This window comes from Arthrobacter sp. StoSoilB5, assembly GCF_019977235.1.
GTDB lineage: Bacteria > Actinomycetota > Actinomycetes > Actinomycetales > Micrococcaceae > Arthrobacter.
In genome coordinates this window covers 1526617-1549889 of record NZ_AP024646.1, presented here as the reverse complement: position 1 = coordinate 1549889, position 23273 = coordinate 1526617, and the positions used below count along the sequence as shown (strand labels likewise).

General features: G+C 63.2%; 15 protein-coding genes. 6 read left to right on the top strand and 9 right to left on the bottom strand.

The features are described from left to right. Nucleotides 1–55 precede the first annotated feature (55 nt). The 8 genes from LDN75_RS07040 to LDN75_RS07005 form a co-directional block, all read right to left on the bottom strand. The gene (locus LDN75_RS07040; protein WP_223936429.1) at nt 56–2509 is read right to left on the bottom strand and encodes a transglutaminase domain-containing protein; all 2454 of its coding nucleotides are present in this window, start codon (nt 2507–2509) and stop codon (nt 56–58) included. Next, nucleotides 2506–3777 (bottom strand): DUF58 domain-containing protein, encoded by a 1272-nt coding sequence (locus tag LDN75_RS07035; protein ID WP_223937515.1) that lies wholly within the window; start codon nt 3775–3777, stop codon nt 2506–2508. Before LDN75_RS07035 ends, LDN75_RS07040 begins: the two co-directional genes overlap by 4 nt. A gap of 52 nt (nt 3778–3829) precedes the next feature. Continuing rightward, nucleotides 3830–4801 carry a MoxR family ATPase gene (locus tag LDN75_RS07030; RefSeq protein WP_223936428.1) on the bottom strand — a complete coding sequence of 324 codons (972 nt, stop codon included), beginning with the start codon at nt 4799–4801 and terminating at the stop codon, nt 3830–3832. A gap of 61 nt (nt 4802–4862) precedes the next feature. Beyond that, a complete protein-coding gene (locus tag LDN75_RS07025) occupies nt 4863–10982 on the bottom strand; it encodes an Ig-like domain-containing protein (RefSeq protein WP_223936427.1) in 6120 nt (2039 codons plus the stop codon). A gap of 366 nt (nt 10983–11348) precedes the next feature. After that, nucleotides 11349–12527 (bottom strand): adenylate/guanylate cyclase domain-containing protein, encoded by a 1179-nt coding sequence (locus LDN75_RS07020; protein WP_223936426.1) that lies wholly within the window; start codon nt 12525–12527, stop codon nt 11349–11351. After that, complete coding sequence (locus LDN75_RS07015) at nt 12517–13110, bottom strand: PH domain-containing protein (protein WP_223936425.1); 594 nt, start codon at nt 13108–13110, stop codon at nt 12517–12519. Before LDN75_RS07015 ends, LDN75_RS07020 begins: the two co-directional genes overlap by 11 nt. Next, complete coding sequence (locus tag LDN75_RS07010) at nt 13103–14020, bottom strand: biotin--[acetyl-CoA-carboxylase] ligase (RefSeq protein WP_223936424.1); 918 nt, start codon at nt 14018–14020, stop codon at nt 13103–13105. Before LDN75_RS07010 ends, LDN75_RS07015 begins: the two co-directional genes overlap by 8 nt. Nucleotides 14021–14077: 57 nt before the next feature. Then, nucleotides 14078–14986: an NAD(P)-dependent oxidoreductase gene (locus tag LDN75_RS07005; protein WP_223936423.1), complete on the bottom strand. Its 909-nt coding sequence runs from the start codon at nt 14984–14986 to the stop codon at nt 14078–14080. A 216-nt stretch (nt 14987–15202) separates the two neighbouring features. On the opposite strand from LDN75_RS07005, the gene LDN75_RS07000 reads away from it, so the two are divergent. From LDN75_RS07000 to LDN75_RS06980, 5 genes are all read left to right on the top strand, one after another. Next, a complete protein-coding gene (locus LDN75_RS07000; RefSeq protein ID WP_216925413.1) occupies nt 15203–16786 on the top strand; it encodes an acyl-CoA carboxylase subunit beta in 1584 nt (527 codons plus the stop codon). A 44-nt stretch (nt 16787–16830) separates the two neighbouring features. Beyond that, complete coding sequence (locus LDN75_RS06995; protein ID WP_223937514.1) at nt 16831–17019, top strand: acyl-CoA carboxylase epsilon subunit; 189 nt, start codon at nt 16831–16833, stop codon at nt 17017–17019. 76 nt (nt 17020–17095) lie between these two features. After that, entirely contained in the window at nt 17096–18778 is a 1683-nt protein-coding gene (locus tag LDN75_RS06990) for a DUF885 domain-containing protein (protein ID WP_223936422.1), read from the top strand. A 114-nt stretch (nt 18779–18892) separates the two neighbouring features. Further along, nucleotides 18893–20326 carry a dicarboxylate/amino acid:cation symporter gene (locus LDN75_RS06985; protein ID WP_223936421.1) on the top strand — a complete coding sequence of 478 codons (1434 nt, stop codon included), beginning with the start codon at nt 18893–18895 and terminating at the stop codon, nt 20324–20326. A gap of 92 nt (nt 20327–20418) precedes the next feature. Beyond that, the gene (locus LDN75_RS06980; RefSeq protein ID WP_223936420.1) at nt 20419–20874 is read left to right on the top strand and encodes a YbjQ family protein; all 456 of its coding nucleotides are present in this window, start codon (nt 20419–20421) and stop codon (nt 20872–20874) included. 82 nt (nt 20875–20956) lie between these two features. On the opposite strand, the gene LDN75_RS06975 is transcribed toward LDN75_RS06980, so the two are convergent. Continuing rightward, nucleotides 20957–22342 (bottom strand): HNH endonuclease signature motif containing protein, encoded by a 1386-nt coding sequence (locus tag LDN75_RS06975; RefSeq protein ID WP_223936419.1) that lies wholly within the window; start codon nt 22340–22342, stop codon nt 20957–20959. Between the two features lie 199 nt (nt 22343–22541). Here LDN75_RS06975 and LDN75_RS06970 point away from each other — a divergent pair, with 199 nt between their 5' ends. Then, nucleotides 22542–23273 (top strand): TetR/AcrR family transcriptional regulator, encoded by a 732-nt coding sequence (locus tag LDN75_RS06970; protein ID WP_223936418.1) that lies wholly within the window; start codon nt 22542–22544, stop codon nt 23271–23273.

Sequence of the window (23273 nt, the reverse complement as noted above, 5' to 3'; positions counted from 1 at the left end):
TCTTGAACGGGTTGCCCTTCTTGAATGGGTTGCCCTTCTTGAACGGGTTGCCCTCCTATAACAGCTTGCCCTTGGTGAATATGGCGCCCGCCGTGTCCCGGGGTGCCTGTTCCCGCTGGCCCAGCGCGGCCCTGCCATCGGAAAGCAGGGACCTCGGCGAGAACCGGGCCTGCTGCCGCTTCCAGAAACCAACGCTCCCTGCGATGTCCTCGAGCGAGGAATCCACGATCTCCCAGTACTCCTTGACTTCTTCCTCGCTGGGTTGCCCCGCGCCGAAAACTGCGGCGTCAGCCCTGTGTGCCAACATCGTGGTGGTAGTTCCCGTGACCGGGAACGCATCCGCGATGACAGTAGCCGATTCACGCCGGGTCGACTTCGCGTCAATTGAGGCGCCCATGTCTGTGGCAAGGCTCAGCACCTCGTTCCACCCACCGCCAACCCGCTGGGCGGGGTGGCCATCACGGAAACGAGCCTTCCGGCGTCGTGATTTAAGCAGCAGGATCAGCAGCAGCGGCACGGCGAGAATCCCCACGGGAATCATGGCCACGCCGAGGGCTGCAAGCAATGGTCCCCAGAACAGCCACGGGTTGTCTTTCTTCTCGTCGGCATCCAAGGCGTCCGGCGTGGAGTCCGGCGGCAGGTCCGCGGGCTCCTGAGGCGGGGGCGGCGGCTGCAGCACCTGCGGCTTGGGCTTGGACTTGTTCTCCGGGTCCGGCGGAATGGGCACGTTGTCCTTGGGCGGAGTGGGATCAAACGATACCCAGCCGACGCGGTCGAAGGCCACCTCCACCCAGGCGTGCACGTCCTTGCCTGTGATCTTGACGTCCCCGGCACCGTTTTCCGGGCTCTTGGGATCCGGATAGAACCCCATGACAACGCGAGAGGGGATGCCGAGGTGGCGCAGCATGAGTGACATCGCTACGGCGTACTGTTCGTCATCGCCCAGCATTTGCTTGGCGGAAAGCAGGCTGCGGACGCGCGCCGCGCTGTGTCCAGGAAGGCTCGGCAACTGGCCGTCAGCCACCAGGCCATTACTAAACGCCCCGCTCTTCTGGAAATGGGCTTCGATCTGCCGCACACGGTCGATGGCGGTGGGCGCGTCGGCCGAGAGCTCGTTGGCCTGGGAGGCGACGATCGGAGGCACTTCCTGGGCTTCGGGCAACGCGAGCTTGGCGAAGTCGTACTGCGTCAGCTGGCCATGTTCGAGGGTCCCCGGATCAGAAACCTGGACTGTGTAATTGTCGCCCTTTGCCAGGCCCTTGGTGGTCACAGCCGTATCCGTGCCGGCGTTGAAGTACAGTCCGGACGCCGCCCCGGAGCTCTGCAGGAAGCTCATGCCCGTAGTGTGCCGGCCACCTGGGACAAAATAGCCCTGGTAGTCCTCGATGCTGATTTCCAGCGTGTAATTGGTTCCACCTACCGGGCTTCCCGTATCTGCCAGCGTGTTTAGCGAGCGGGCATCGCCCACCTTGCTGAAGTTGCCGGAGCTGTTGGGATCCATGGTGTAGTTCAGGCCGTTGAAGGCATCCAACGCCGCGAGTCGCACGCGTGCGTCCTTGGGCAGTCCCTTGACCGTGAACAGCGTCTGGTCCTTCTCGTCCTTGACGAAGTTCCGGAAGCTCGCCAACGGCGTGATGTAGTCGCGGGGGTCGAACGGCGGGACGATCGTGTTGCGCAGTACCTTCCGGTCATCGCCCGCCGTCACAAGGGGCGAAGCGACTGCGGTCATTCCGACGGCGGCGGCCACCACTGCGGCAGCAGTTCCCAGACGGCGAAGCTTCCCGCGGCGGGCCGCACCGGCGTCGAACTCCGGCCTGTTGGCGGAAACGGCTTTGGTGCTGCTTTGCCGGAGTGCGTCACGGCGGAACGTCGCCCAGACTATCGACACGATGGTCAGCGAAACCCCGCGCTCCACGTTGAGGAAACCGGCGCTGGTACTGAACGCGATGCCCGTAATGAAGAGGACCAGCACGGGCAGCAGCGGCCAATACGGGCTCTTCAGGCGCCAGGTCAACAAACCGGCAGCCAGCGCAGTGATCAGTGAACTCAGGAACGGCACTATGAGCATGCCGTTGGCTGTGCCCACCGGCACGCCGACCGTGAGCATATCCTTCCAGGCGAACACGACGCCCAGCAGCAAGGTCCTCAGCGATTCAAGGCTGGGCAGCACCCCGAGCACGGCTGAGTCTGGCACCGCCAGTGCCGAACCGAACAGCATGTAGGCACCGAAGCCCAGGGCGGTGGTGATCAGCAGTCCCAAACGAAGGTGCGCGTTAAGGATCGCGATGCCCAGTCCCAGGAAAACGCCACCCAGCCCTGCAATGAGGTACCGCGGGTCTCCCCCGAAGCTCAGGCTGAAGCCAAGCACGCCCAGGAACAGCAGGATCACCAAGGCGCCACAGTCCACGGCAAAATGCCACAGCGGGCGGCCGTCGGCGAACACCGATCCCGGGTTCTTGGCCCGGGAACCCGGGCGCGGACGCACGCGAAGATTTGGTGTGGTGCTCATGCTGCCGCCTTTCTCAGCACGATTGCGAGGTCATCGAGGTCGCCAACGGTGAGGACGGTCAGGTCTGCAATGTTGGCCCTCGACGGCGCCGCTCCGGGTTGGACGCGCACGGCAAGGCTGCGAACACCAGGCGGAACGGACGCGGCCGCCGTGCGAAGCTGCGTAGCCGTGACGTGGCTGCCGACGACGAAGAACACCACCGAAGCGTTGGGAACGGTGTCTGAAAGGGTCCGGGCGAGATCGACGGCGGTCTTCCGGAGGGGTGCCCCCACAATCCGGGTCATGTCATCCAGCAGGTTACGGCCGGTTTCACAACGGAGCGGTCCCTTTTGGGTCAGGACGTCCAGCTCACGCTGTTCTTTGATAGCTTGGCGGCCGATTGAGGCGGCGACGGAAATGGCCATCTCGAACTCGCCATCCGAGTCGTATTCATCCGTATTGATGGACAGGGAAATGGCAAGGTGCGCCCGCCGGGTTTCCTCGAACTGGCGGACCATGAGCTTGTTGGTGCGGGCCGTCGTCTTCCAGTGGATGTGCCGGCGATCGTCACCAGGAACGTAATCGCGCAAGGCATGGAAGGACACGTCCGCGCTGGAAAGCTCCGTGGTGGGCATACCTTCAAGATCGCGGATGAAGCCTGCCGCCGAGCTCCCCAAGGATACGGTGCGGGGGTGGACGAACAGGTCTACCGGCTCAGTCCAGAGCACGCGCCGCCGCAGAAGATGGAGTGGATCCGCACGCACGGATCGTACGGGACCAACCACAATCACAGCACGCCGTGCCGTGGGAATGGTGAAAAGGTCTTCATGCATCTGGGCCGGCTTCATCCGGGGCAAGTGGAAGATGGCTGTCGCAGCACCCACCGGCAACTCCAAGGAGGCGGGCAACAATGGCCTTGCCGAAACGTTGGACACGGCGATGCTTCCCACGGCGTCGTCCCCCACAGCCACACGGGTCCGGGCCAGATCCAGGACCACGCCATACGCCGAGCGGCCCACGATGAAGCCCACGGCCAACACAAACAGCAAGAAAGCAACCATCGCGGCAGACTTCGCCTCCTGCCAACCCCAAGCCTGCCCGGCGATCCACAGCCCGATTGCCGCAGCCAGGACCACCCAGCCGAGCACGCTCACCACGGACAGGACGGGCCAGACGAAGCGAAGCCACAGCTCCCGCACCTTGGTCCATGCGAGTGCGAGCCACTCGCACGCTGTTCCCGCTGCTTCAGCCCACACAGCCGAGGGATTGAGTTTGCCAGGCTTCTGGATGCCGGGTTTTCGCTGCCAGGCACCGACGACTTTGTTAAGCGTTCGCACAGCCCTATGCGCTCGCGCGTTGCTGCGGGGCGGCGACATCGGCCAGGACACGCGTGAGCACAACCTCCGGTGTCGCGCCGGAGAATTCGGCCTCGGGATCCATCACCAAACGGTGCGTCCACACCACAGGGGCGAGTTCCTTGATGTCGTCCGGCAGCACAAAGTTGCGTCCCTGTCCGGCGGCCCAGACCTTCGCCGCGCGGACCATGGCCAAGGCACCACGGACGGAGACGCCCAGACGGGTCTCTGGAGCATTGCGCGTCTCTTCGCATAGCCGCGAAATGTACTCCAGCACTGCAGTGTCCACGTGGGTGGTGGCCGCGAGATCCGCCATATCCGCCACGGCTTGGGTGGTGATGATGGGCGTGAGGTCCTTGGAACGGTCCTTCAAGTTTGCCCCGCCCAGAAGCCGCACGGTAGAAGCGTGGTCCGGGTAGCCGATGGACGTCTTGATCAGGAACCGGTCCAGCTGGGCTTCGGGAAGCCGGTAGGTGCCTGCCTGTTCGATCGGGTTCTGCGTAGCCAGGACCATGAACGGACGGCCTGCTTCATACGTGGTGCCGTCCACGGTAACGCGTGACTCTTCCATGACCTCCAGCAACGCTGACTGCGTCTTCGGCGAAGCACGGTTGATTTCATCGGCAAGGACGATGTTGTTGAAGACCGGGCCCTTGTGGAACTCGAACTTCTGGGTCTTCTGGTCGTAGATGGTCACGCCCGTGACGTCCGAGGGCAGGAGGTCCGGCGTGAACTGGATGCGGTTGTGCGAGCCCTGGACCGTAGCAGCAAGTGCACGGGCCAAAGACGTCTTTCCAGTACCCGGAGCATCCTCAAAGAGCACGTGGCCTTCGGCCAGCATCGCCGTGAAGGTCAACCGGATGACGTGTTCCTTGCCCAGTATTGCCTGGCCCACGTTGGCAACGAGCTTCTGGAACGTCTCTGCAAACCACGCGGCCTGCTCGTTTGTCATGGTCATGGGTTGAGTCCTTTTCTTCGGGTGCTGTGTTGGGACGGGGTCAGCCGGCGTGATGCTGCCGTCAGCATCGGCCGACGTCCGGGCCGTTGATGTCGATGGTGGCGAGCTTGACGTACCACCCCGGGTGCGGCCCGTTTTCCATCCGGTACCACTTGTAATAGGACGGCGGGTTTGAAGTCTCACTGGAGCCGTAGATATTCATCCAGCACGCAGACGTGATCCAGCCATCGGAGTAGGACACCCAATTGGTGTCACTGCTTCCGCACTTGGCGTCACCGCCGACGTTGCTGTAACGATCAGGAACCCCGGGCTTGCCCGGGCAGCTGTTGTTGTCTGAACGCTTCACTCGAACAGTGGTGACCGGTGGCGTGGGATCGTTTCCGGAGGTCGATTGGGCGCTGCCCGCAGGACCGGGGTTGATCGTCACGGCCCGGACCCTCAGGGTTCGGGTGTTGTTCCAGCCACCGCCTGGGGCGTCGTAGTTCGTCGCCTTGCCGACGCCGCTCCAGCCGCCGCCGTCCAGACTGACTTCGTAGTGGTCCAAGGGCCTGCCGTTCATGTTCGGCGCGGTCCACGACCAGTGCACCTGGGGGTCGCCGACGCCGGACTTGCCGCCGTTCACGTTCGGGGCACCGGGATCGCCATAGGGATTTCCGGTTCCGATCGCTTTGGCGTCACCGGACATGTTGTTCTTCACGGAGCTCGCGATGATGTTGACCACCACGTCCTGGCCGTTGGGTTGGCCACCAATGTCGCCGCCACCCCGCCCGATGGGCCCGGAACCGTATGCCGTCTGCCAGCGGTACTGGATTTCACCGTCCTGCGAGCCATTGCGCTCGGCGGCCGTCAGGGGCGTGAACGTCACCCTCAGCTGCCCGCTGTTGCCTGTGGGGGCAACTGATCCGCTGCCCACCGTGCCTGGCTTGCCCGCCGCGCGGATCGCGGCCGACTGCTGGCTCACGCCGCTCACTCCGGCTTTGTTGGTGGCCGAGACTGTGAATGTGTAATCCGCTTCGGCATTACTCACTGTCACGTTTTGGGACGTTGCGGCCACTGCCTGCGAACCAACGACGGCGCCACCCCGGTACGTGGTCAGCGTGTACGCAGACACGGGGTCACCGTTGTTGTTGGGAGCTGCCCAGCTCACCTTCAACTGACTCTGGCTACCAACCGATCCGGCGCCGGACACAGACGGAGCAGCCGGCGTGGCCGGTACTCCTGCTGGCGTTTCCGCGGCCGAGTAGGGGCTCCATTCGGACGGCTCCTTGGCATCGTTCCTGGCCAGGACCCGGATCTTGTAGGCAACGCCGTTCGTCAATCCCTTCCAGACGTAACTGGCGCCCGTGAGGTTCTGGATCTGGGCATTCTGGCCCGCAGGAGCAGGCGAAATCTCCAGGTCGTAAGACTTGATCGGGGATCCCTTGCTGGCTGGCGGAACCCACGCCACGGACAGTTGCTTGTCGCCGAACGTGAGCGTGGGGGCCGCTGGAGTGTCAGGCTTGACGTCGGGCCGGACTTCCGCGGACAGCGGCGAGCGCTCGGACTCATTGATGGCATTGGTCGCCGTTACCGCAAAGTGGTACTTCACGTTGTTGGTCAAGCCAGTCAGGGTGCAGGTGTTGGCAGGGCAGTCCTGTTTGTATCCACCTTCGCCGTACACCGTGTACTTGGTAATCGGCGAGCCGCGGTCCGCCGGAGCATTCCACGTCAGCAGGGCTGTCTCGTCTCCCACGCTTTGCGCCAAGGGCGTTGTGGGAGGAGCAGGCTTGTCCTTCACCGTGAGCCGGATGCGGGCAGTGGCGTAGCGTGAGGCCTCGCCGGTCTTGTCCTCCACCGTGTAGGCAACCACCATGGTGCCCGTAAAGCCTGATGAGGGCGTCACAGTCACATCGCCGTTGCTGAATTCAGCGCTGCCCTGGCCAGTTTCGGTGATGGCCGAGACGATCTTCAGCGGCGTATCCGGGAACGGGTTCGAATCGTTCGCCAGTACATTCGCGGTCACGGGCTTCCCCGATTGAGCGTCCGGCTCTACGTCATCATTGGCCACTGGCTTGGGGCGGTTTGAGGCCGTCAAGGAGAGCTTGAAGGTTGCCACCGCCTCCAGGCCGCGGCGGTCCTTGGCCTTGACCTGGACGGTGCCACTCTGCCCGATCCTCGCGGAATCGTCAGCCGAAACCTTGAGCGTCTTTCCGTCGATGTTCACTTTGAAGCCTGCCGGTGCGGCACCGACGATTTCATAGTTCATGTTCTGGACGTCGTCAGCATCCGGATCCGAGGTGAGTTTTTCCAGGTCGGTGCTGACGGAGTCGCTCTTGGGAACATCCACCGCGCTGCCCAGCAGCACAGGCGGGTTGTTCTTGTTGGGGTCCGGAAGCACCTTGGTACGGATACTTAGTGTCGATTTCAGGCCGTTGGGGTCGTCCGGACCCGTGCCATCGGTGACCTCGAAACTGATGGAGCCCGGACCCACATACTCCGGACCGGCCGTGTACTTGATGGCTGTCCCGCCATTGGCCACGGGGTCGCTGCCGTCTGCGCCGATCAGTTTGATGCGGTCTGTCTGGGTCAGGCGCGGCGAGCGTCCATCGCGGACTTTCACCCATTCGCGCAAGTCCACGGTGACGGACTGCCCGGAGATCAGTTCAACTACCTCGTCCTTGGCCAGGGTTGGCACCTGCTGGCCGACGCCCGGAACCCAGATGATCGCTGTCGACTTCTGGCCGTCCACGTCTTCCACCGTGTAGGGCACCAATTGGGGCTGCTCCGTGAGTTCAACGATGACGTTGCCCTCGGAACCTGGCCGGGCGGTCTCTACGTCCGTGCTGATCTTGAGGTTCTCTCCCACGCCGTCAGGATCTTCATCATTTTTCAGAACAGGAACATCCACGGCTGTCTTGCCCAGCGTTTGTGCCGACGTCACGCGGTCGTCGCGCGCGATCGGGGCCTGCAGCGGGACGTCGTTCTTGACGATGACGCGGATGCTGGCCTGGCCAACTGCGTCCCGGTCGTCAGCCACGGAGTAACGGACGTTGACCGTGCCCTCCGCCGCCGGAGCAGTGAGCAGGATGCGCCCGCTGGTCTGGCTGACGTGTGCGTCCAGGGCCTCATCGGCCTCAATGCTGTCCGTCATGATGCGGATCGGGTCGCCATCAGGATCAGTGTCGTTCGCCGTAGCGTCAACGGCAATCTGGCGGCCCGGCCGGACCTTGACTTCGTCGTCCACGGGCGTCGGCTTCTGGTTGTCTTCCCCACGCGGCGCCACGCCAATAGTGACAGTGCCGGTGTTGACCGCCCCTTGGCGATCGATCACCTTGTACCGGAACGTGTCGGTTCCCGCACCGTCCCCTGCGGCGACGAAGTCGATGAAGTTGCTTCCCGCGGTCGCAGTTCCCATGGTGGGTGTACTGTCGATGCCGGTGAGCTGGACCGAATCGCCGTCGGGATCGATGCCGTCAAGCGGCACCGGGATGCGGACGCTGCCGCCGGCAACCACGCGGGCCGTCAGGTTCTGCGGTTGCGGGCGCGAATTTTGGGCGCCTTCCAACGGCAGGATGTGGATGGTCACCGCGGCGGCGCTCTTCTGCCCCTGCGGATCCACGGCGTTGTAAATGGCACGCACCGTCTTGGGCGTGGGGCCGGCGATGAAGCGCAGGGTGTTTTCCGAGACAAAAGCATGGCCATCGGCTTCCGCAATGTTCTGCGCCAGGACCGGATCCACGGAGAGCTCTTCGCCCTGCGGGTGTGTGTCATTGTCCAGGACAGGAATAGTGACGACGTCGTTGACACGGACGTTCACTTCGTCGGGTTTCGGCTGCGGAGCCTCCACGACGGCGGGTGCCGGCACCGGGACAACGCCTACCGTTCCAGTGGCCGACTTATGGCCGTTGGACATCGTGTAGCTGAAGACGAAGGGCTCCTTGGCGCCCAAGACGTCCGTGATGCGCAGGACGCTGTGGTCAATCACACTGACCGAGGCCGTTGAGCCCTCAGGGACAGTAACGGATTGCAGCACCAGCACGCCGCCGGAAGGGTCGGAGTCATTGGCGAGCGGATCCACGAGGACGCTCCCACCTACGGGCAGAAGCGCGACGTCGTGAACGGCAACCGGCGCGCCGGCATCCTTGCCGGACTCGACGTCCACCCTGATGAGGCCCTGGCTGCTTTGCGGGCCGTTGCTCGCAATGTAGGTCAAGTAGACCGGACCAGGAGTGTTGCTGCGGAAAGTGAACGATCCGCCGTCGGTCACTGCGCCCAGCTCGACCTGGCCCGCAGCCTCCACGTGGGCCACACGCAGGGCGCCTCCGTTGGGGTCGACGTCGTTCTTCAACGGAGAGATCACCAAGTCCTGGCCAACCACCGCTGTTACGTGGTCCGCGTTGACAACAGGCGCAAGCGCCCCCGGCGGCTGCACGTTGATGACCACACGACCAGTGGTAGTTGCCCGCCCGTCCCACACGGTGATGGTGACGTTCTTCTTGCCGGGGGCAGCACCGGAATCCTGGTACGTGAGCAAGCCATCGCGGCGGACCTTGACCTGGTCCTGGTCGTTGTCTGCTTTGGCGTCCAGCAGGACGAGGTCGTCGCCGTCGGGGTCCATCCAGTCGGTCAGGATGTTCTGGCTGACGGACTTTCCCTGTTCCACCAGCATGGTGGTGGGCTCAGCCCTCTTGAAAACAGGAGGCTTGTTCTCCTCCGGTCCAACCACATGCAGGGTGACCTTGCCGCCTGCTGACAAGCCCCGACCATCGGAGGCGTTGTAGTCGAAGACCTCGGTGCCTGGCTTGGCTTCGGCCGGCACCTTGATTTGGAAAGCTGAGCCGCCGTAGATGTTTTCCAGCGCGCCCGCCTTGGGGCCGTTGGCACCGGCCGCTGCGGTGAGGACATCGCCGTCGGGGTCTGAGTCGTTGTCCAGGACACTCAGGATGGAGGTCCGGCCGGGCCTGACGCCAAACTCATCTGGTTTGGTCTCGGGCGCACGGTTGGGCTTGGTGCGGTCCGGGAGCACGTTGATGGTGTTGTTGTCCGCGGATTCCTGGTCCTGGTCATCGGATTGGTTCTTGGGTGGGACAACATCGTCCCAATTGTTGACGAGCTGCATGTTCTGGTTGACCAACCACACGCTGCCGGAATTGATGTCGTTGAGCACCACAAGGTCGCGGTTCACGCGGAAGACGTAGCTGGGAGACGCGCTGGCCTTGGGGACGTCGTTCTTCTTGTCGTCGGCGTCGTTCTCGCAATCACGGATGTACTTGTTGGCGCCGGCCCACGCGGCATGGGTGCACTTGCTGACCTGCACCGGGGCTGCCGGAACGCCCTCCCCATCCACGTTCACCGTGGCAGCGGTTGAACCGTCCAACGGCTGCTTCAGGAGTACTTTCCGCGTCGCGATTGCCACGTATCCACTGTCTTCGCTGCTCTGCTGGAGTTTGGCTTCCCGTGCGTCCTGTAGCTGGAGTTTGCGCCCACCAGGAAGGAAGAGGTTTCCGGAGCCGGCATCCAGCACTACCGGTTTGTCGCCCACGACGGCAATCTGCAGATCACCGGCGCCCTTGAGCTCGTCCACCTTGGCTACTTCCGACGCCGCCCGCTCGCCGTTGGCGTCCACGGTGGTGATGGTGATTTCGCCCTTGCCCGGGTCCGCAGTGTAAATTCGGTTGTCCCGTCCCACAGCCGACACCATGTTCTGGGAGCCCGTGAGCACGGGTTCGCTGGATTCTTCATCGAAGCCGTTCACGGTGGATGGCGAAAGGGCCCACACCTTCCCGCGGGCGGGGTCGGTAACTGACAGCACACTGGATCCGTAGCTGACTTGCGAGGATGAGGGCAGCTGCTTGTCGCCACCCAACTTCAGGTTCGCCGCAGAGACCTGGTTGATAGTGGAGCCAGACTCGTCGTCAACAAAGACGTTGCCGTCATGCTGCAGGACATCGAACGTGGTGGTTGCCGGCGTCACAGCCCCATCAAGCACGCGCGAGGGATAGTTCAACCGTCCCACGGCGTTCTTGGTCTTGCTCACGACCCACACGCCGCCGTCGTTCAAATCGACCTCAGCCGTCTTGAACCCCGGATAGAGCACTGCGCCCGCCACCAGCAAAGCGCCAGCCGCGGTCACAGCAGTTGCAGATACGAGTTTCCTGTTTCGACGCTTTTTCAGCCCCAGCTTGCCGAAGAAAGATGTCACAGCCCCAAAATTCCCTTTGTTGTACAGCCGCCCTTAAGCGGCCTCCAGGCCACCCGGCATGTGCCGGCAGCCATGCATTCCGCAGTACCCCCATACGGCGGCGGAATTTTCAGTCCCTAAGACTATCCCACGCACCGCATGAGTAGCCAAGGGAACCCGAGATTGGACTCTCCGTTGGCTTCGTCAGCCTACGGCCTTTCCCGGGAAGGTGCGATGGGGACAACTCCCCGCATCACTCCATTAGAGTAGCTGGTTTATCCATCGATTTGCGAATCTTACCTACAGGCGCTTTCACTGAAAAAGTGCGCTTTCCAGTGAGGAAGTGAGAGAGCGTTGCCCAAAAACCCGCAGGATGTGAGAGAACGTTTAGTCCAGCACCAAACCCTTGCCGCGGCCGCGGGCGAGCATCACTGGGTGGATCTCACCGAAGCCCCGGACATTCTCGGACTTCTGCGGGACCAGCACGAAGCGTTCGTCCTGACCGAGTGCAGCAGCGGTCATCGCATCCACCAGGACAGTCCCAGGTTGGGCCAAGGTAGTCAGCCGCGCCGCAAGGTTCACGGTGGGGCCGTAGATGTCGCCGAGGCGGGACAGGATGCGACCCCAGACCATGGACACGCGCGCCTGTGGAAGGATCTCGTCTTCCGTAAAGGCTTGCGCCAAAGCCAGGGAGATTTCCGCGCCAGCCGCCGGTGTCTCGGCGATGTAGAGGACTTCGTCGCCCACGGTCTTCACCAGGCGTCCGCCGCCCACAGAAATGATCTCGGCGCATTTGTTCTCGAAGCGCTGCACCATTTGGGCCAGGGTTTTCTCGTTCATGCGCCGGGAAAGGCTGGTGTAGGAAACGAGGTCCGCGAATCCCACGGCACGGGCCAGGGGCAACGGGGAATCGTCTTCGTCCCCTTCGCGGCCTTCCTCGCTCGCTTGCAGCCCCGCTTCGGCGCGAACGGCAAGCCGCTGGACACCTGCGTTGAGCTGCCGGCGATAGGAGTAGACCAGGATCTCCTCCAGGGAATCCACAAGGGCCGGCAGCTGGCCCACCAGTTGCTTGCGGGCCACGGCATCCGGAATGCCCTGCTCCTGGACCATGTCTTCAACCAGGGCCTCGATCTGCCAGACCACCATGCGGTCCGTCATCTGGCCGATGGAGCGGGTAACGGATATCGCGGCTTCCTCGGTCAGGATTCCCGCACGGACAAGGTCAAGAATGGTGGACAACGCAGCTTGGTCGCGTTCGGTAAACGCGACGTCGTCGTCGCCGAAGTTGGGGAAGCCCAAAGCCCGCCACAACTTCCGTGCGGAAAGAATGGAGACGCCGGCACCGGCCGCAACTTCACGACGGCGAAGCTTGCGTTCGCCGCCAAGCAGCCTCGCCTCGAGCGCTTTGATGGCCAGGCGCTCTGCCGACATCACGCCGGTCGGCGGGCCGGTAGTCGCGGTCGCCTGGACGGGCGCTGGTTCCGTGTCCTCGTCCACTGAAGGTTCGGGTACGGCGTCGAACTCCTCGTCCAGGTCCTCGCCGGACTGCTGATCCTCAACGCTCATCTCTTCCACCTTCTCTCAATTCCCACGGCAACTCATCAAAGTCCTGCAGGACTTCACCCTCAAAAATCCCACCCTTGGGCAGTTCATCCATGGCGTCAAGAATGAAGCCCCTGAATTTTCCAACCTCCGGTACGTCCGTCAAGACAGCTTCGCCGGAGGGCCCGGTATCCAAGGATATATTCCCGGAGTGCAATGTCCGCTGCAGCAGGTTCTGGTGGACCCCCACGCTGCGGACAGCCATCAATGACACCTGCCAGTCGCCCCGGCGAAACATTCCGTATTTGGCAATTATCCTGCGGCTGGTCAGGATGAACCTGACTGAGCGCCATTTCAACACACGCTTCACGCTGTAAGCCACCAGCACCAGCCCTGCCAGGACCAGACACGCACCCACAAGCCATGGCGTCCATTCCACTGTAATGAACGGGGCAAGCCGCTGCGGATTTCCTTTGATGATCCACGCACACGCGTAGGCTGCCACGGCAGGAACCAGGATGAAGGCCAGCGTTGGAAAGAACAGCGAGCGGGCCTGTTGACGCGTAATGGTGATGACCTGCTCCCCCGGAAGCAGCTCTTTACGCATAACCGCTTTCCGTGGCGCGCAGATGGACCACATCACCAGCCGTCACCACATGTTCCCGGCCGCCATGGTCCACCACCAGAAGCGATCCATGCTCGTCCAGTCGGGAAGCGTGCCCCACAACCTCGTGATCACCGGGCAGGTGCGCCCGCACCTCGCGTCCCAGGGTGACCATTGCCGACTCAACCCTCTTATGCAGCGATGGCCCGCCCACCAAGCCTGCAGCGGGATCGCCCTCTGAGTTGCAGAAGCTGCGGTACAGCCTTGTAAACCGGGAAAGGTAGCTTTTCAGCAGCGCGGTGCGGTCCGTCGTCGTGGCCCCTTCCAAGGCCAAAGACGTTGCGGTAGGTACCGGCAATTCATCCTGTGACAGCGAGACGTTCAGGCCAACGCCCAGGATCACTGCTGGGACCGATCCGTCACCCATCGGCGTCATTTGCGCCAGGATTCCTGCGACCTTGCGCCCATTGACCAGGACGTCATTGGGCCACTTGATCTCTGCTGTAACGCCAGCCGTTTCCTGCAATGCTTCGCGCAGGGCAACGGCGGCAAGCAGTGAGAGCCACGAGTAACTCTGCGTGGGCACTGGCATGCCTTCGGCTGTGACGGGCCGCAGCACCATCGACACGGAGACAGCGGAGCGCTCCGGCGATTCCCAGTGTCTGTCCAGCCGTCCGCGCGCCGCCGTCTGGTGTTCGGCGGTCAACACAGCAAGGTCAGCCCATTTTTTTGGCTCCACAGTTACGGCGCGTACCAAGTCCTGGTTGGTGGATCCGGTGGACTCGACAATATTCAGTTGGGAAATACCGGTTGCCGACAGGAAATCGGGCTGGAGCAGCGCGTCATGGTCCAATGATGGCCGGTGTTGCCCGGGGACTAGGGATTCTCTGTTGGCAGGCTGTTCGGCATCCATAGCTGAATCCTATCCAGTTGCAGCCCGCTGGACGCCGCCCAAAACATGGGAATCCGCTTAGAGGAAGATGTCCGGCACCAGGCTGCCCTCCGGCGCGCCGAGGCTGTATGGCGCGAAGTCCTTCACGCCGGCTGCCCGCAGGACTTCTTCGTCAGTGTAGAAGTTCCCCGAACCGCTGACGCCGTCGGCAAGGTTGGCGCCCGTCAGCACGGCGTGCGCAGCGTCGGCCATGATTTCCGGTCCCCGGGCTGCCTTCACGATCTGCTGCCCACCAGGCATGTTCCGGATCGCTGCGGTATCGATCAAGGTGCACGGCCACAACGAGTTGACCGAGACGCCGTCGTCCTTAAGCTCTTCGGCGAGCCCCAGGGTGGTGAGGCTCATTCCATACTTGGCCATCGTGTAGGCCAGGTGCATCCCGGCCCATTTTGGATCGAGGTTCAGCGGTGGAGACAACGTGAGGATGTGCCCGTTGCCTGATTCGCGCAACGCCGGGAGGGACAGCTTTGAGAGCAGGAACGTTCCGCGAACGTTGATGTCCTGCATGAGGTCATAACGCTTCATGTCTATGGCATCTGTGCGGGAAAGGTCGATCGCCGACGCGTTATTGACCACGACGTCGATTCCCCCGAAACGCTCGACGGCGGCACTCACCGCCGCGGCGACGTCCTCGTCATTGCGGACATCACCCACGAGGGGCAGGGCCTGCCCTCCGGCGGCGACCAGTTGATCGGCAGCCGTGAAGACCGTCCCCTCCAGTTTCGGATGAGGCTCTCCCGTCTTGGCCATCAGGACGATGTTGGCGCCGTCCCGGGCTGCACGGGCGGCAATCGCCAGTCCAATCCCACGGCTGCCGCCGGACATGATGATGGTGCGGCCTTTGAGCGAACCGCTTGCTACATAAGGGGTGCTGCCCTGCGGCTTTCCTTCTTCAGAAGCCGGGGAAGCATCGTTGCTTGGAGTCATGGAGACACTCTAACCCAACTATGTTACCGACGGGTAACATAGTGACAGCTTTGGCTTGGGCGCTGAAAATTGTAGGGTTTCTACAGCGGTTCGCGGCAATGGCGTCACTAGACTGGCCAGCGGGGCCTGTTCTTTGTACGGAAGCTACTTAAGTCAGCTACTTGTTTGCACCAGAACTGCGCCAGCGAAAATCAGCTAAAGAGCCGGAGACACTTGATGAGCCACGATCTGACAACGACAGCGGGAAAGATTGCAGACTTCCGCGACCGCCAGGCCCGTGCAGAGCAGCCTTCCGGCCCGGAAGCGATCGAAAAGCAACACGCACGCGGTAAGAACACTGCCCGCGAACGCATTGACCTCCTGGTCGATCCCGAATCATTCGTTGAGTTCGATGCCCTCGCCGTCCATCGCTCCACAGCCTTCGGCATGGAGAAAAAGAAGCCCCTGGGCGACGGCGTCGTCTCCGGTTACGGCACAGTGGACGGGCGCCTCGTTGCCATCTACAGCCAGGACTTCAGCGTCTACGGCGGCTCCTTGAGCCAGGTCAACGGCGAGAAGATCGTCAAGGTCCAGGAGTTCGCCCTCCGCAACGGCTGCCCCGTAGTGGGCATCAACGACGGCGGTGGCGCACGTATCCAGGAAGGCGTGGCCTCGCTGGCCATGTTCGCGGACATCTTCCGCAACAACGTGCACGCCTCCGGAGTCGTCCCACAGATCTCCCTCATCATGGGCCCCTGCGCCGGCGGCGCTGCATACTCCCCCGCCCTGACCGACTACGTGGTTATGGTGGACAAGACTTCCCACATGTTCATCACCGGCCCGGATGTCATCAAGACCGTCACGGGCGAGGACGTGGATATGGAAACCCTGGGCGGTGCCCGCCAGCACAATGCCACCACCGGAACGTCCACTTACCTTGCCTCCGACGAAGCCGACGCGATCGAATTCGTCCGCGAACTCCTGGACTTCCTTCCTTCCAACAACCTCTCCGAAGCGCCGGTGGTGGAACACGACCAGGAATTGGAACTCGACGACGACGACCTCGCCCTGGATGGACTGATCCCGGACTCGGCCAATCAGCCGTACGACATGCGCAAGGTCATTGAGCAAATCGTGGACGACGCCCATTTCCTTGAAATGCAGTCGCTCTACGCCCCCAACGTGATCATCGGATACGGTCGGGTTGAGGGCCACACGGTGGGCATCGTTGCCAACCAGCCCATGCAGTTCGCAGGCACCCTGGACATCTCCGCTTCCGAGAAGGCAGCCCGGTTCGTCCGGCACTGCGACGCTTTCAACATCCCCATCATCACGCTGGTGGACGTGCCCGGATTCCTCCCCGGCAAGGACCAGGAATTCCAAGGCATCATCCGCCGAGGCGCCAAGCTTCTGTACGCCTACGCTGAAGCCACCGTGCCCAAACTCACCGTCATCACCCGCAAGGCTTACGGTGGCGCGTACATCGTGATGGGCTCCAAGAAGCTCGGCGCGGACCTGAACCTCGCTTGGCCCACCGCCCAGATCGGCGTCATGGGCGCACAGGGTGCGGTGAACATCCTTTACCGGCGCGACCTCGCAGCGGTTGCCGAGGCCGGTGGCGACGTCGAGGCCAAGCGCGCCGAGATCATCCAAGGCTATGAGGAAGAACTCCTCAACCCTTACCAGGCGGCGCAGTTGGGTTACGTCGACGCCGTCATTGCACCATCGGACACCCGCCTCCAGATCATCCGCGGCCTGCGGGCCCTCCGCGACAAGCGCGCCAGCCTGCCGACCAAGAAGCACGGAAACATCCCGCTGTGAGCAAGGCACACGAGAGCGCTGCAGCGTCCGAACCCGCCCTGCCCATGTTCTCGGTGGTCAAGGGAGAACCCACCGCGGAAGAGCTCGCGGCGCTTGCCGCCGTCGTCGCTTCCGTGGGAGTACCCCAAACACCGGCGCCTGCAAAGCCGAACGTTCGCCACTGGGTGCGCCGTCAGCAATTGCGCCTGGAGCCCACGCCGGGTCCAGGCGCGTGGAAACGCAGCCGCGGGTAGCCTCACTTCTTCGCGATGGCGGGCAGAAAGTTCAACAACCCTTTCACGTGAAGCGAGTCCCGGTTAGGCTCTGTGGGTGACTACTGCAAACACCCCTGCGCGACCCAAGACCGCTGTCGATTCCGTTGCTGACGCGTACACGGAAAAGCTGATCGAACTCAATCCCAGCTTCGCCACCACGTTGGGGTTGCCGGGGCACGAAACCGAATATCAGGACTACTCGCCCGCGGGCATCGAGGCCCACGCGCAAGCTGCCCGGCAGGCTTTGGACGAGTTGGCCGCGCTTGAGCCCGCCGACGAATCGGACATCGTCACCCTGGACGCCATGCGCGAGCGGCTTGGCCTGGAATTGGAGATCCACGAATCCGGCTGGGACGCCGCCGACCTCAACAACATCGCCTCGCCGGCCCAGGATATCCGAGCCATCTTCGACCTCATGCCGACGGACACCGTTGAGCACTGGGAACACATCGCCGGCCGTGCCGCCAACGTTCCCGGTGCAATCGAGGGCTACATCGCTTCCTTGCGCTCTGCAAAGGAAGTGGGCAAGGTCGCGGCTGCCCGCCAGGTGCAGATCGTCATTGAGCAAACGGGCCGCTACGCCGCCGACGACGGCTTCTTCGCCAAAATGGCCGCCGGGGCACTGCTCGGCGGCGCGCCGCTTCCGGCAGAACTCCAGTCCAAGCTCGACGCCGGCGCCTCCGCCGCGCGATCAGCCTACGAATCGCTGGGTGCTTTCCTTCGGCACGAGCTTCTCCCCGCTGCCCCGGAAAAGGACGCGGTGGGGCGGGAACGCTATGCCCTGGCCTCCCGCTCGTTCCTCGGCGCGGCCGTTGACCTCGAAGAGACCTATGCGTGGGGCGTCCAGGAGTTGGAACGACTCATCAGCGAACAGGAGAAGGTGGCCGCGCAGATCAAGCCCGGCGCCACCATCGAAGAAGCAAAGAACATCCTCAACAACGATCCCGCCCGCCAGATCAAAGGAACCGACGCCCTGAAGGCGTGGATGCAGGAACTCTCGGATCGTGCAGTATCCGAGCTCGCCGACGTCCATTTCGACATCCCGGACGTCATGAAAACCCTCGAATGCATGATCGCACCTACAGACGAAGGTGGGATCTACTACACCGGCCCGTCCGACGACTTCTCACGGCCAGGCCGTATGTGGTGGTCCGTACCCGCCGGCGAAGACACTTTCACCACGTGGTCCGAAACAACCACCGTCTTCCACGAAGGAGTCCCCGGGCACCACCTCCAGGTCGCAACTGCCACCTACCGCCGCGAACTCCTCAACAACTGGCGCCGCAACGTCTGCTGGGTCTCCGGACACGGTGAAGGGTGGGCACTCTACGCCGAGCAACTCATGCTGGAACTCGGCTACCTCAAAGACCCCGGCGACCACATGGGCATGCTGGACGGCCAGCGCATGCGTGCCGCCCGCGTTGTCTTCGACATCGGGGTGCACCTGGAACTACCCATCCCCGAACGCTGGGGCACCGGAACCTGGACGCCCGAGAAAGGCTTTGACTTCCTCAAAGCCAACCTCGATATCAGCGAGGGACAACTCCAGTTCGAATTCGCCCGCTACCTCGGCTGGCCTGGGCAAGCGCCCTCGTACAAAGTGGGGCAGCGGCTCTGGGAACAGATCCGGGCCGAGCTTGAAACCCGCGGAGGGTTCGATCTGAAGTCCTTCCACAGCAAGGCACTGAACATTGGCTCGGTCGGTTTGGACGTGCTGCGTCGGGCGTTGCTGGGGTAATCGCCAACCGCCCCGAGACGCACGCCACACCCAGGGCGGGAATAACTTCATAGGTGTGTAACATTTCTAAACGTTCGTTAGGTATGTTATTTGGAGTGCACCTAGCGTGTTCCCGTGAGCACCTCAACCAACACTTCCCTATCAGCTGGAAAGACCGGCTTCCGGCTCCCCAAGTGGGCCGGATCGTTCGGCGTCCAGATCATCGCAGCCCTCATCATCGGCCTCGTCCTTGGCCTCATCGCAAAGTACACCGGCAGCACCAAGGGCGCCCCCAACGGCCTTGGTGCTACCCTGCAGACCATCGGCTCAAGCTATGTCTCGCTGCTGCAGACCGCCGTCGTTCCTTTGATCTTCACCGCCGTGGTGAGCTCCATCGCGAACCTGCGCCAGGTTTCCAACGCCGCCCGCCTCGCCTGGAACACGCTGCTCTGGTTTGCCATCACATCGCTTGTTTCGGTGCTCATCGGCATCGGCCTGGGTGTGCTCCTGCAGCCTGGTGCAGCTACCGGTATCACGCAGAAGGCCGAGTACGCCGGCAAGACCGGTGACTGGTGGGCATTCCTGATCGGGCTCTTCCCCAAAAACTTCCTCGGACTCGGCGCAAGCTCCACCGTCACCGAGACCGCCAATGCTGCCACCACGGTCAGCACCTCCGTCAGCTTCAATGTGCTCCAGATCCTGGTGGTCGCGATCGCCGTCGGCATTGCTGCCCTGAAGGTCGGCAAGCAAGCTGAAGCCTTCCTGACGTTCAACGCCTCGGCATTGGCCGTCATCCAGAAGGTCCTGTGGTGGATCATCCGCATCGCTCCCCTGGGCACCATCGGCCTGATCGGCAACGCAGTTGCCATCTACGGCTGGGACACAATCGGCTCCCTGGGCAAGTTCACTGTCGCTATCTACATCGGCCTGGCATTGGTTCTGTTCGTGCTGTACCCGATCCTGGTCCGCGCCCACGGCCTGTCCATCAAGCAGTACTTCTCCGGTGTATGGCCGGCCGTACAGTTGGCCTTCGTCTCCCGCTCCTCGATCGGCACGCTGCCGCTCACCCAGCGCGTCACTGAGCGGAACCTCGGCGTCCCCTCCGGCTATGCTTCGTTCGCCGTGCCGCTCGGCGCCACCACCAAGATGGACGGCTGCGCCGCTATCTACCCCGCCATCGCGGCGATCTTCGTGGCCCAGTTCTTCGGTATCAACCTGGACTTCAGCCAATACTTGCTGATCGTGCTTGTCTCCGTCCTTGGTTCAGCGGCCACGGCAGGTACCACTGGCGCCGTCGTCATGCTCACACTGACCCTGTCCACGCTGGGACTGCCGCTGGCCGGCGTCGGACTCCTGCTGGCAATCGACCCCATCCTGGACATGGGCCGCACGGCCGTCAACGTGGCAGGCCAGGCCCTGATCCCGGCAATCGTCGCCAAGCGCCAGGGCATCCTGGACGAGTCGCTATACAACGCGCCGCGTAACGGCGCCGCGTTCGCCGACGAGTTCGCGATCGAGACCGCTGCTGCCGGGACTGATCCGCGCGAACTGGCCGATTCCAAGGCCTAGCACCTGCTGGCTTTTCGCACTACGCAATCCCTTGGGGACTTCTCCCCAAGGGATTGCGCGGTTTAACGGCGAAAGCTGGATAGGCTCGGAGCATGTTGATCGTCACCTCCAATGAGATACCCGGCCACCGCATCGACGCCGTCTTCGGCGAAGTCATGGGACTCACAGTCCGTTCCCGGGATATCGGCTCCCAGATGCTTGCAGGTTTCCGCTCCCTCGGTGGCGGGGAGCTGCCCGAAATGACCAGGGCACTCTACGAAAGCCGACAGGAAGTCATGGCCCGCATGGTCAACGAGGCACAACAGCGCGGCGCCAACGCAATTGTCGCCATGCGCTTTGACACCTCCGAAATGGGTACCAACTGGACGGAAGTCTGCGCCTATGGCACGGCCGTCTACGTGCTTCCCCTCGGTGAGGGCGAACCCGGCGCCACCGGGCAGTCCGTGTACTTGACCAAGACAGCATCCCAGCAGCCTGCCCAAGGCCAGCCGCAGCAGCCAGACCAGCCGACTCACCCTTCGCCCCAGGCTCCCCCGCACCAGTTCTGACGCCTGTTGCCTTGGCGCTGTATTGACCTGGTGCGCCGTGTTGCACAGTCGCGGTGAGTCCCACCAGCAACACTGGTGGGACTCACCCCGATGTCGGGTTGAGTGGGTGGCCCGGTAAAGGTGGGTGGCCCGGTAAAGGTGGGGCTTGGGATTGGTATGTATGGCCTGTGGGCGCAGTGATACGGATTCTATGGACCCCTCTTGGCACCGTTTTTGCTTGCCAACCGGGGTTTTCCTTGGTGTGGTTGCATCTTTCGCAGAGCCCGGCGCCGTTTTCCAGGCTGGTGGGTCCGCCGTCGTGCCATGGAACCACATGGTCGAAGTGTCGAAGGGGCGCGTCGCAGTACGGTGTGCGGCAGGTGTCGTCGCGGATTTCGATGAATCGTCTGAGCCGCGGCGGGAAGAGCCGTGCTTTGGAGTCCATGGCTAATAGTTCGCCTCTGGCGGGTGCGGTGTAGAGCCGGCGGAGAAACACCTTGAAGTCATTCCCTGTGCCTGGGTCAGTGGGGCTGCGCCTCGCGGGTCCGGGCTCCGTGGGGCCAGACCCAGTGTGCGCGGGTTCCGTAGGACGGTCCTCACCGCGCTCGGCTTCAGCGGGTCCGCCAGCGAGCAACGTTCTGGCCCATTCTGCGGGGACGATTCCGTAGCCTTGGAGCCGTGCGGGTTCGCTGTCGCCTTGGAAAAGCGTGCGGTCCGTCATCACCAGTTGGACGTCAACGCCGGTGATGCCGCCGGGTGTGCCGGTGAGGCGTTCGACGAGGGTGTCGGCCATGAGCTGGCCCCGGGAGCGGGTGTCACCGCCGGATCGGGCCGAATCAGCCGCCCGGGTGAGCGCGGTGTAGGCGGCGACGCCTTGGGCGACGGGCAGCAGGGCGGTGAGGATGGTCATGGTGTCCGGCGCCGGGCGGAGGCTGACGTGCCGTTCGGTTGCGGCGCGGGCCGCGCGTTGGGCGACGGAGCGGGGATCCCTGCGGTAGGCGGCGGCTTTCGCGGCGGCGATGATCGCCCGATCTCCGGCGCCGTCGAAGGTTCCGGTATCGGGGGCGAGTTCTTCGTCCACCGCGCAGCGGTCTTCGGCGGACAGGCAGGCTGTTTCCTTCACGAGCAGGGTGGCCCGCCATTCGTTGAGCTGCCCGGTTTCCAGGGCGGCCATGGTGCGGGGCATCTCCGTGACGAGGGCCTTCGCAAATCCGAGGAGACGCGATCCGCGGTTGGGCGATTCGCGCCGGGCCAACGCGAGCTGCGCAGCGACACCCTGGCCCTGCTCCGATACGGGCACCCCGGCAGCCGCTTGCTCGCGGCGCTGGGCGAGATCGAACGCGACAGCGATCTTTGCCTGCAAACCCGCTATGGCGGACTTCATGTCTTCGAGCGCACGCAATTGATTGATGAGGTCCCTGCTCACCACACTGGCCTGATCGGGAGGCACGAGGCGAGCAGGAACAGCTGGCGTTGCGACTGCTGTCATCGTCTGTCTCCCCCCTTTCCGCTCCGTACCAACACCCTTTCAGCAGGCACCGACATTATTAGCCGCCCCTGTCCGTCCACCGATGACACCGGTCGCCTTGCGGTCCCCGGCACGGGTTGATGGCACGTCGAGCCCCTATTTCCCCCATCGGTCAAAATATAAATTGCGCAGAGTGCAAAGTTGCACTTAGTGTAAGTATGTGACTCCAAACAGCAGCCAGTCGACCACGCTGGAACCCGCCGAGTCCAGCAGCCCCTCGCGGCGCGAGCTCAATAAAGCGGCAACCCGCAGCTCCATCGCCACCGCAGCCCTGGACCTTCTTCGCAGCAACGGCCCCGGCAATTTCACGGTAGAGGACATCGCCGCGAGCGCAGGCGTTTCGCGGCGCACGTTCTTCAACTACTTCGCGAGTCTGGAGGCTGCCTTGGCGTCCGTGGCCGATGGTTTCATGGACCGCGCCCTTGAGCAGTTCCGCCTGCGCCCGGCGGACGAATCCATTCTGGAATCCGCCCAAGCCGCCCTGATGGCCCTGGCAGATCCCATGTCGGTAGCACCCATGGCTGAACTCTTTAGCCTGACCCAGGACAACCGTTCCCTGGCGCGTTCCGAGCTCGAAGCATGGGAACACTGCACGGGGCAGATTATCGACGCCGCCCGAGGCAGGCTTGGCCCGGACATCAGCGAGCTCTACCTGCATGCTCTTGCGGGATCGGTCATTTCGTGCGGCAAGGCGGCTATGACCGTCTGGTTCGCCGAGCGGGGCCCTGACCTTTCGCCCGAATCGCTGGCTGTTCTTCGCCAGCACCTCATCGACGCCATGGGGCTGCTGGGAGCCGGCTTCGCGCCGTCGTCGGAAGCCCCGCCGCAAGGGGCGACAGCTGCACCCGCATCAGCCCCTTCCCCCGTTCCCGCCTCCACAGATCGGTTCTGA

Coding starts and splice junctions, on each gene's coding strand:
- LDN75_RS07020 (WP_223936426.1), bottom strand. CDS start 12,527: ATGAGCGTTGAGGATCAGCAGTCCGGCGAGGACCTGGACGAGGAGTTC.
- LDN75_RS07030 (WP_223936428.1), bottom strand. CDS start 4,801: ATGACCATGACAAACGAGCAGGCCGCGTGGTTTGCAGAGACGTTCCAG.
- LDN75_RS06995 (WP_223937514.1), top strand. CDS start 16,831: ATGTTCTCGGTGGTCAAGGGAGAACCCACCGCGGAAGAGCTCGCGGCG.
- LDN75_RS06980 (WP_223936420.1), top strand. CDS start 20,419: ATGTTGATCGTCACCTCCAATGAGATACCCGGCCACCGCATCGACGCC.
- LDN75_RS07000 (WP_216925413.1), top strand. CDS start 15,203: ATGAGCCACGATCTGACAACGACAGCGGGAAAGATTGCAGACTTCCGC.
- LDN75_RS06975 (WP_223936419.1), bottom strand. CDS start 22,342: ATGACAGCAGTCGCAACGCCAGCTGTTCCTGCTCGCCTCGTGCCTCCC.
- LDN75_RS07040 (WP_223936429.1), bottom strand. CDS start 2,509: ATGAGCACCACACCAAATCTTCGCGTGCGTCCGCGCCCGGGTTCCCGG.
- LDN75_RS07005 (WP_223936423.1), bottom strand. CDS start 14,986: ATGACTCCAAGCAACGATGCTTCCCCGGCTTCTGAAGAAGGAAAGCCG.
- LDN75_RS07010 (WP_223936424.1), bottom strand. CDS start 14,020: ATGGATGCCGAACAGCCTGCCAACAGAGAATCCCTAGTCCCCGGGCAA.
- LDN75_RS07015 (WP_223936425.1), bottom strand. CDS start 13,110: ATGCGTAAAGAGCTGCTTCCGGGGGAGCAGGTCATCACCATTACGCGT.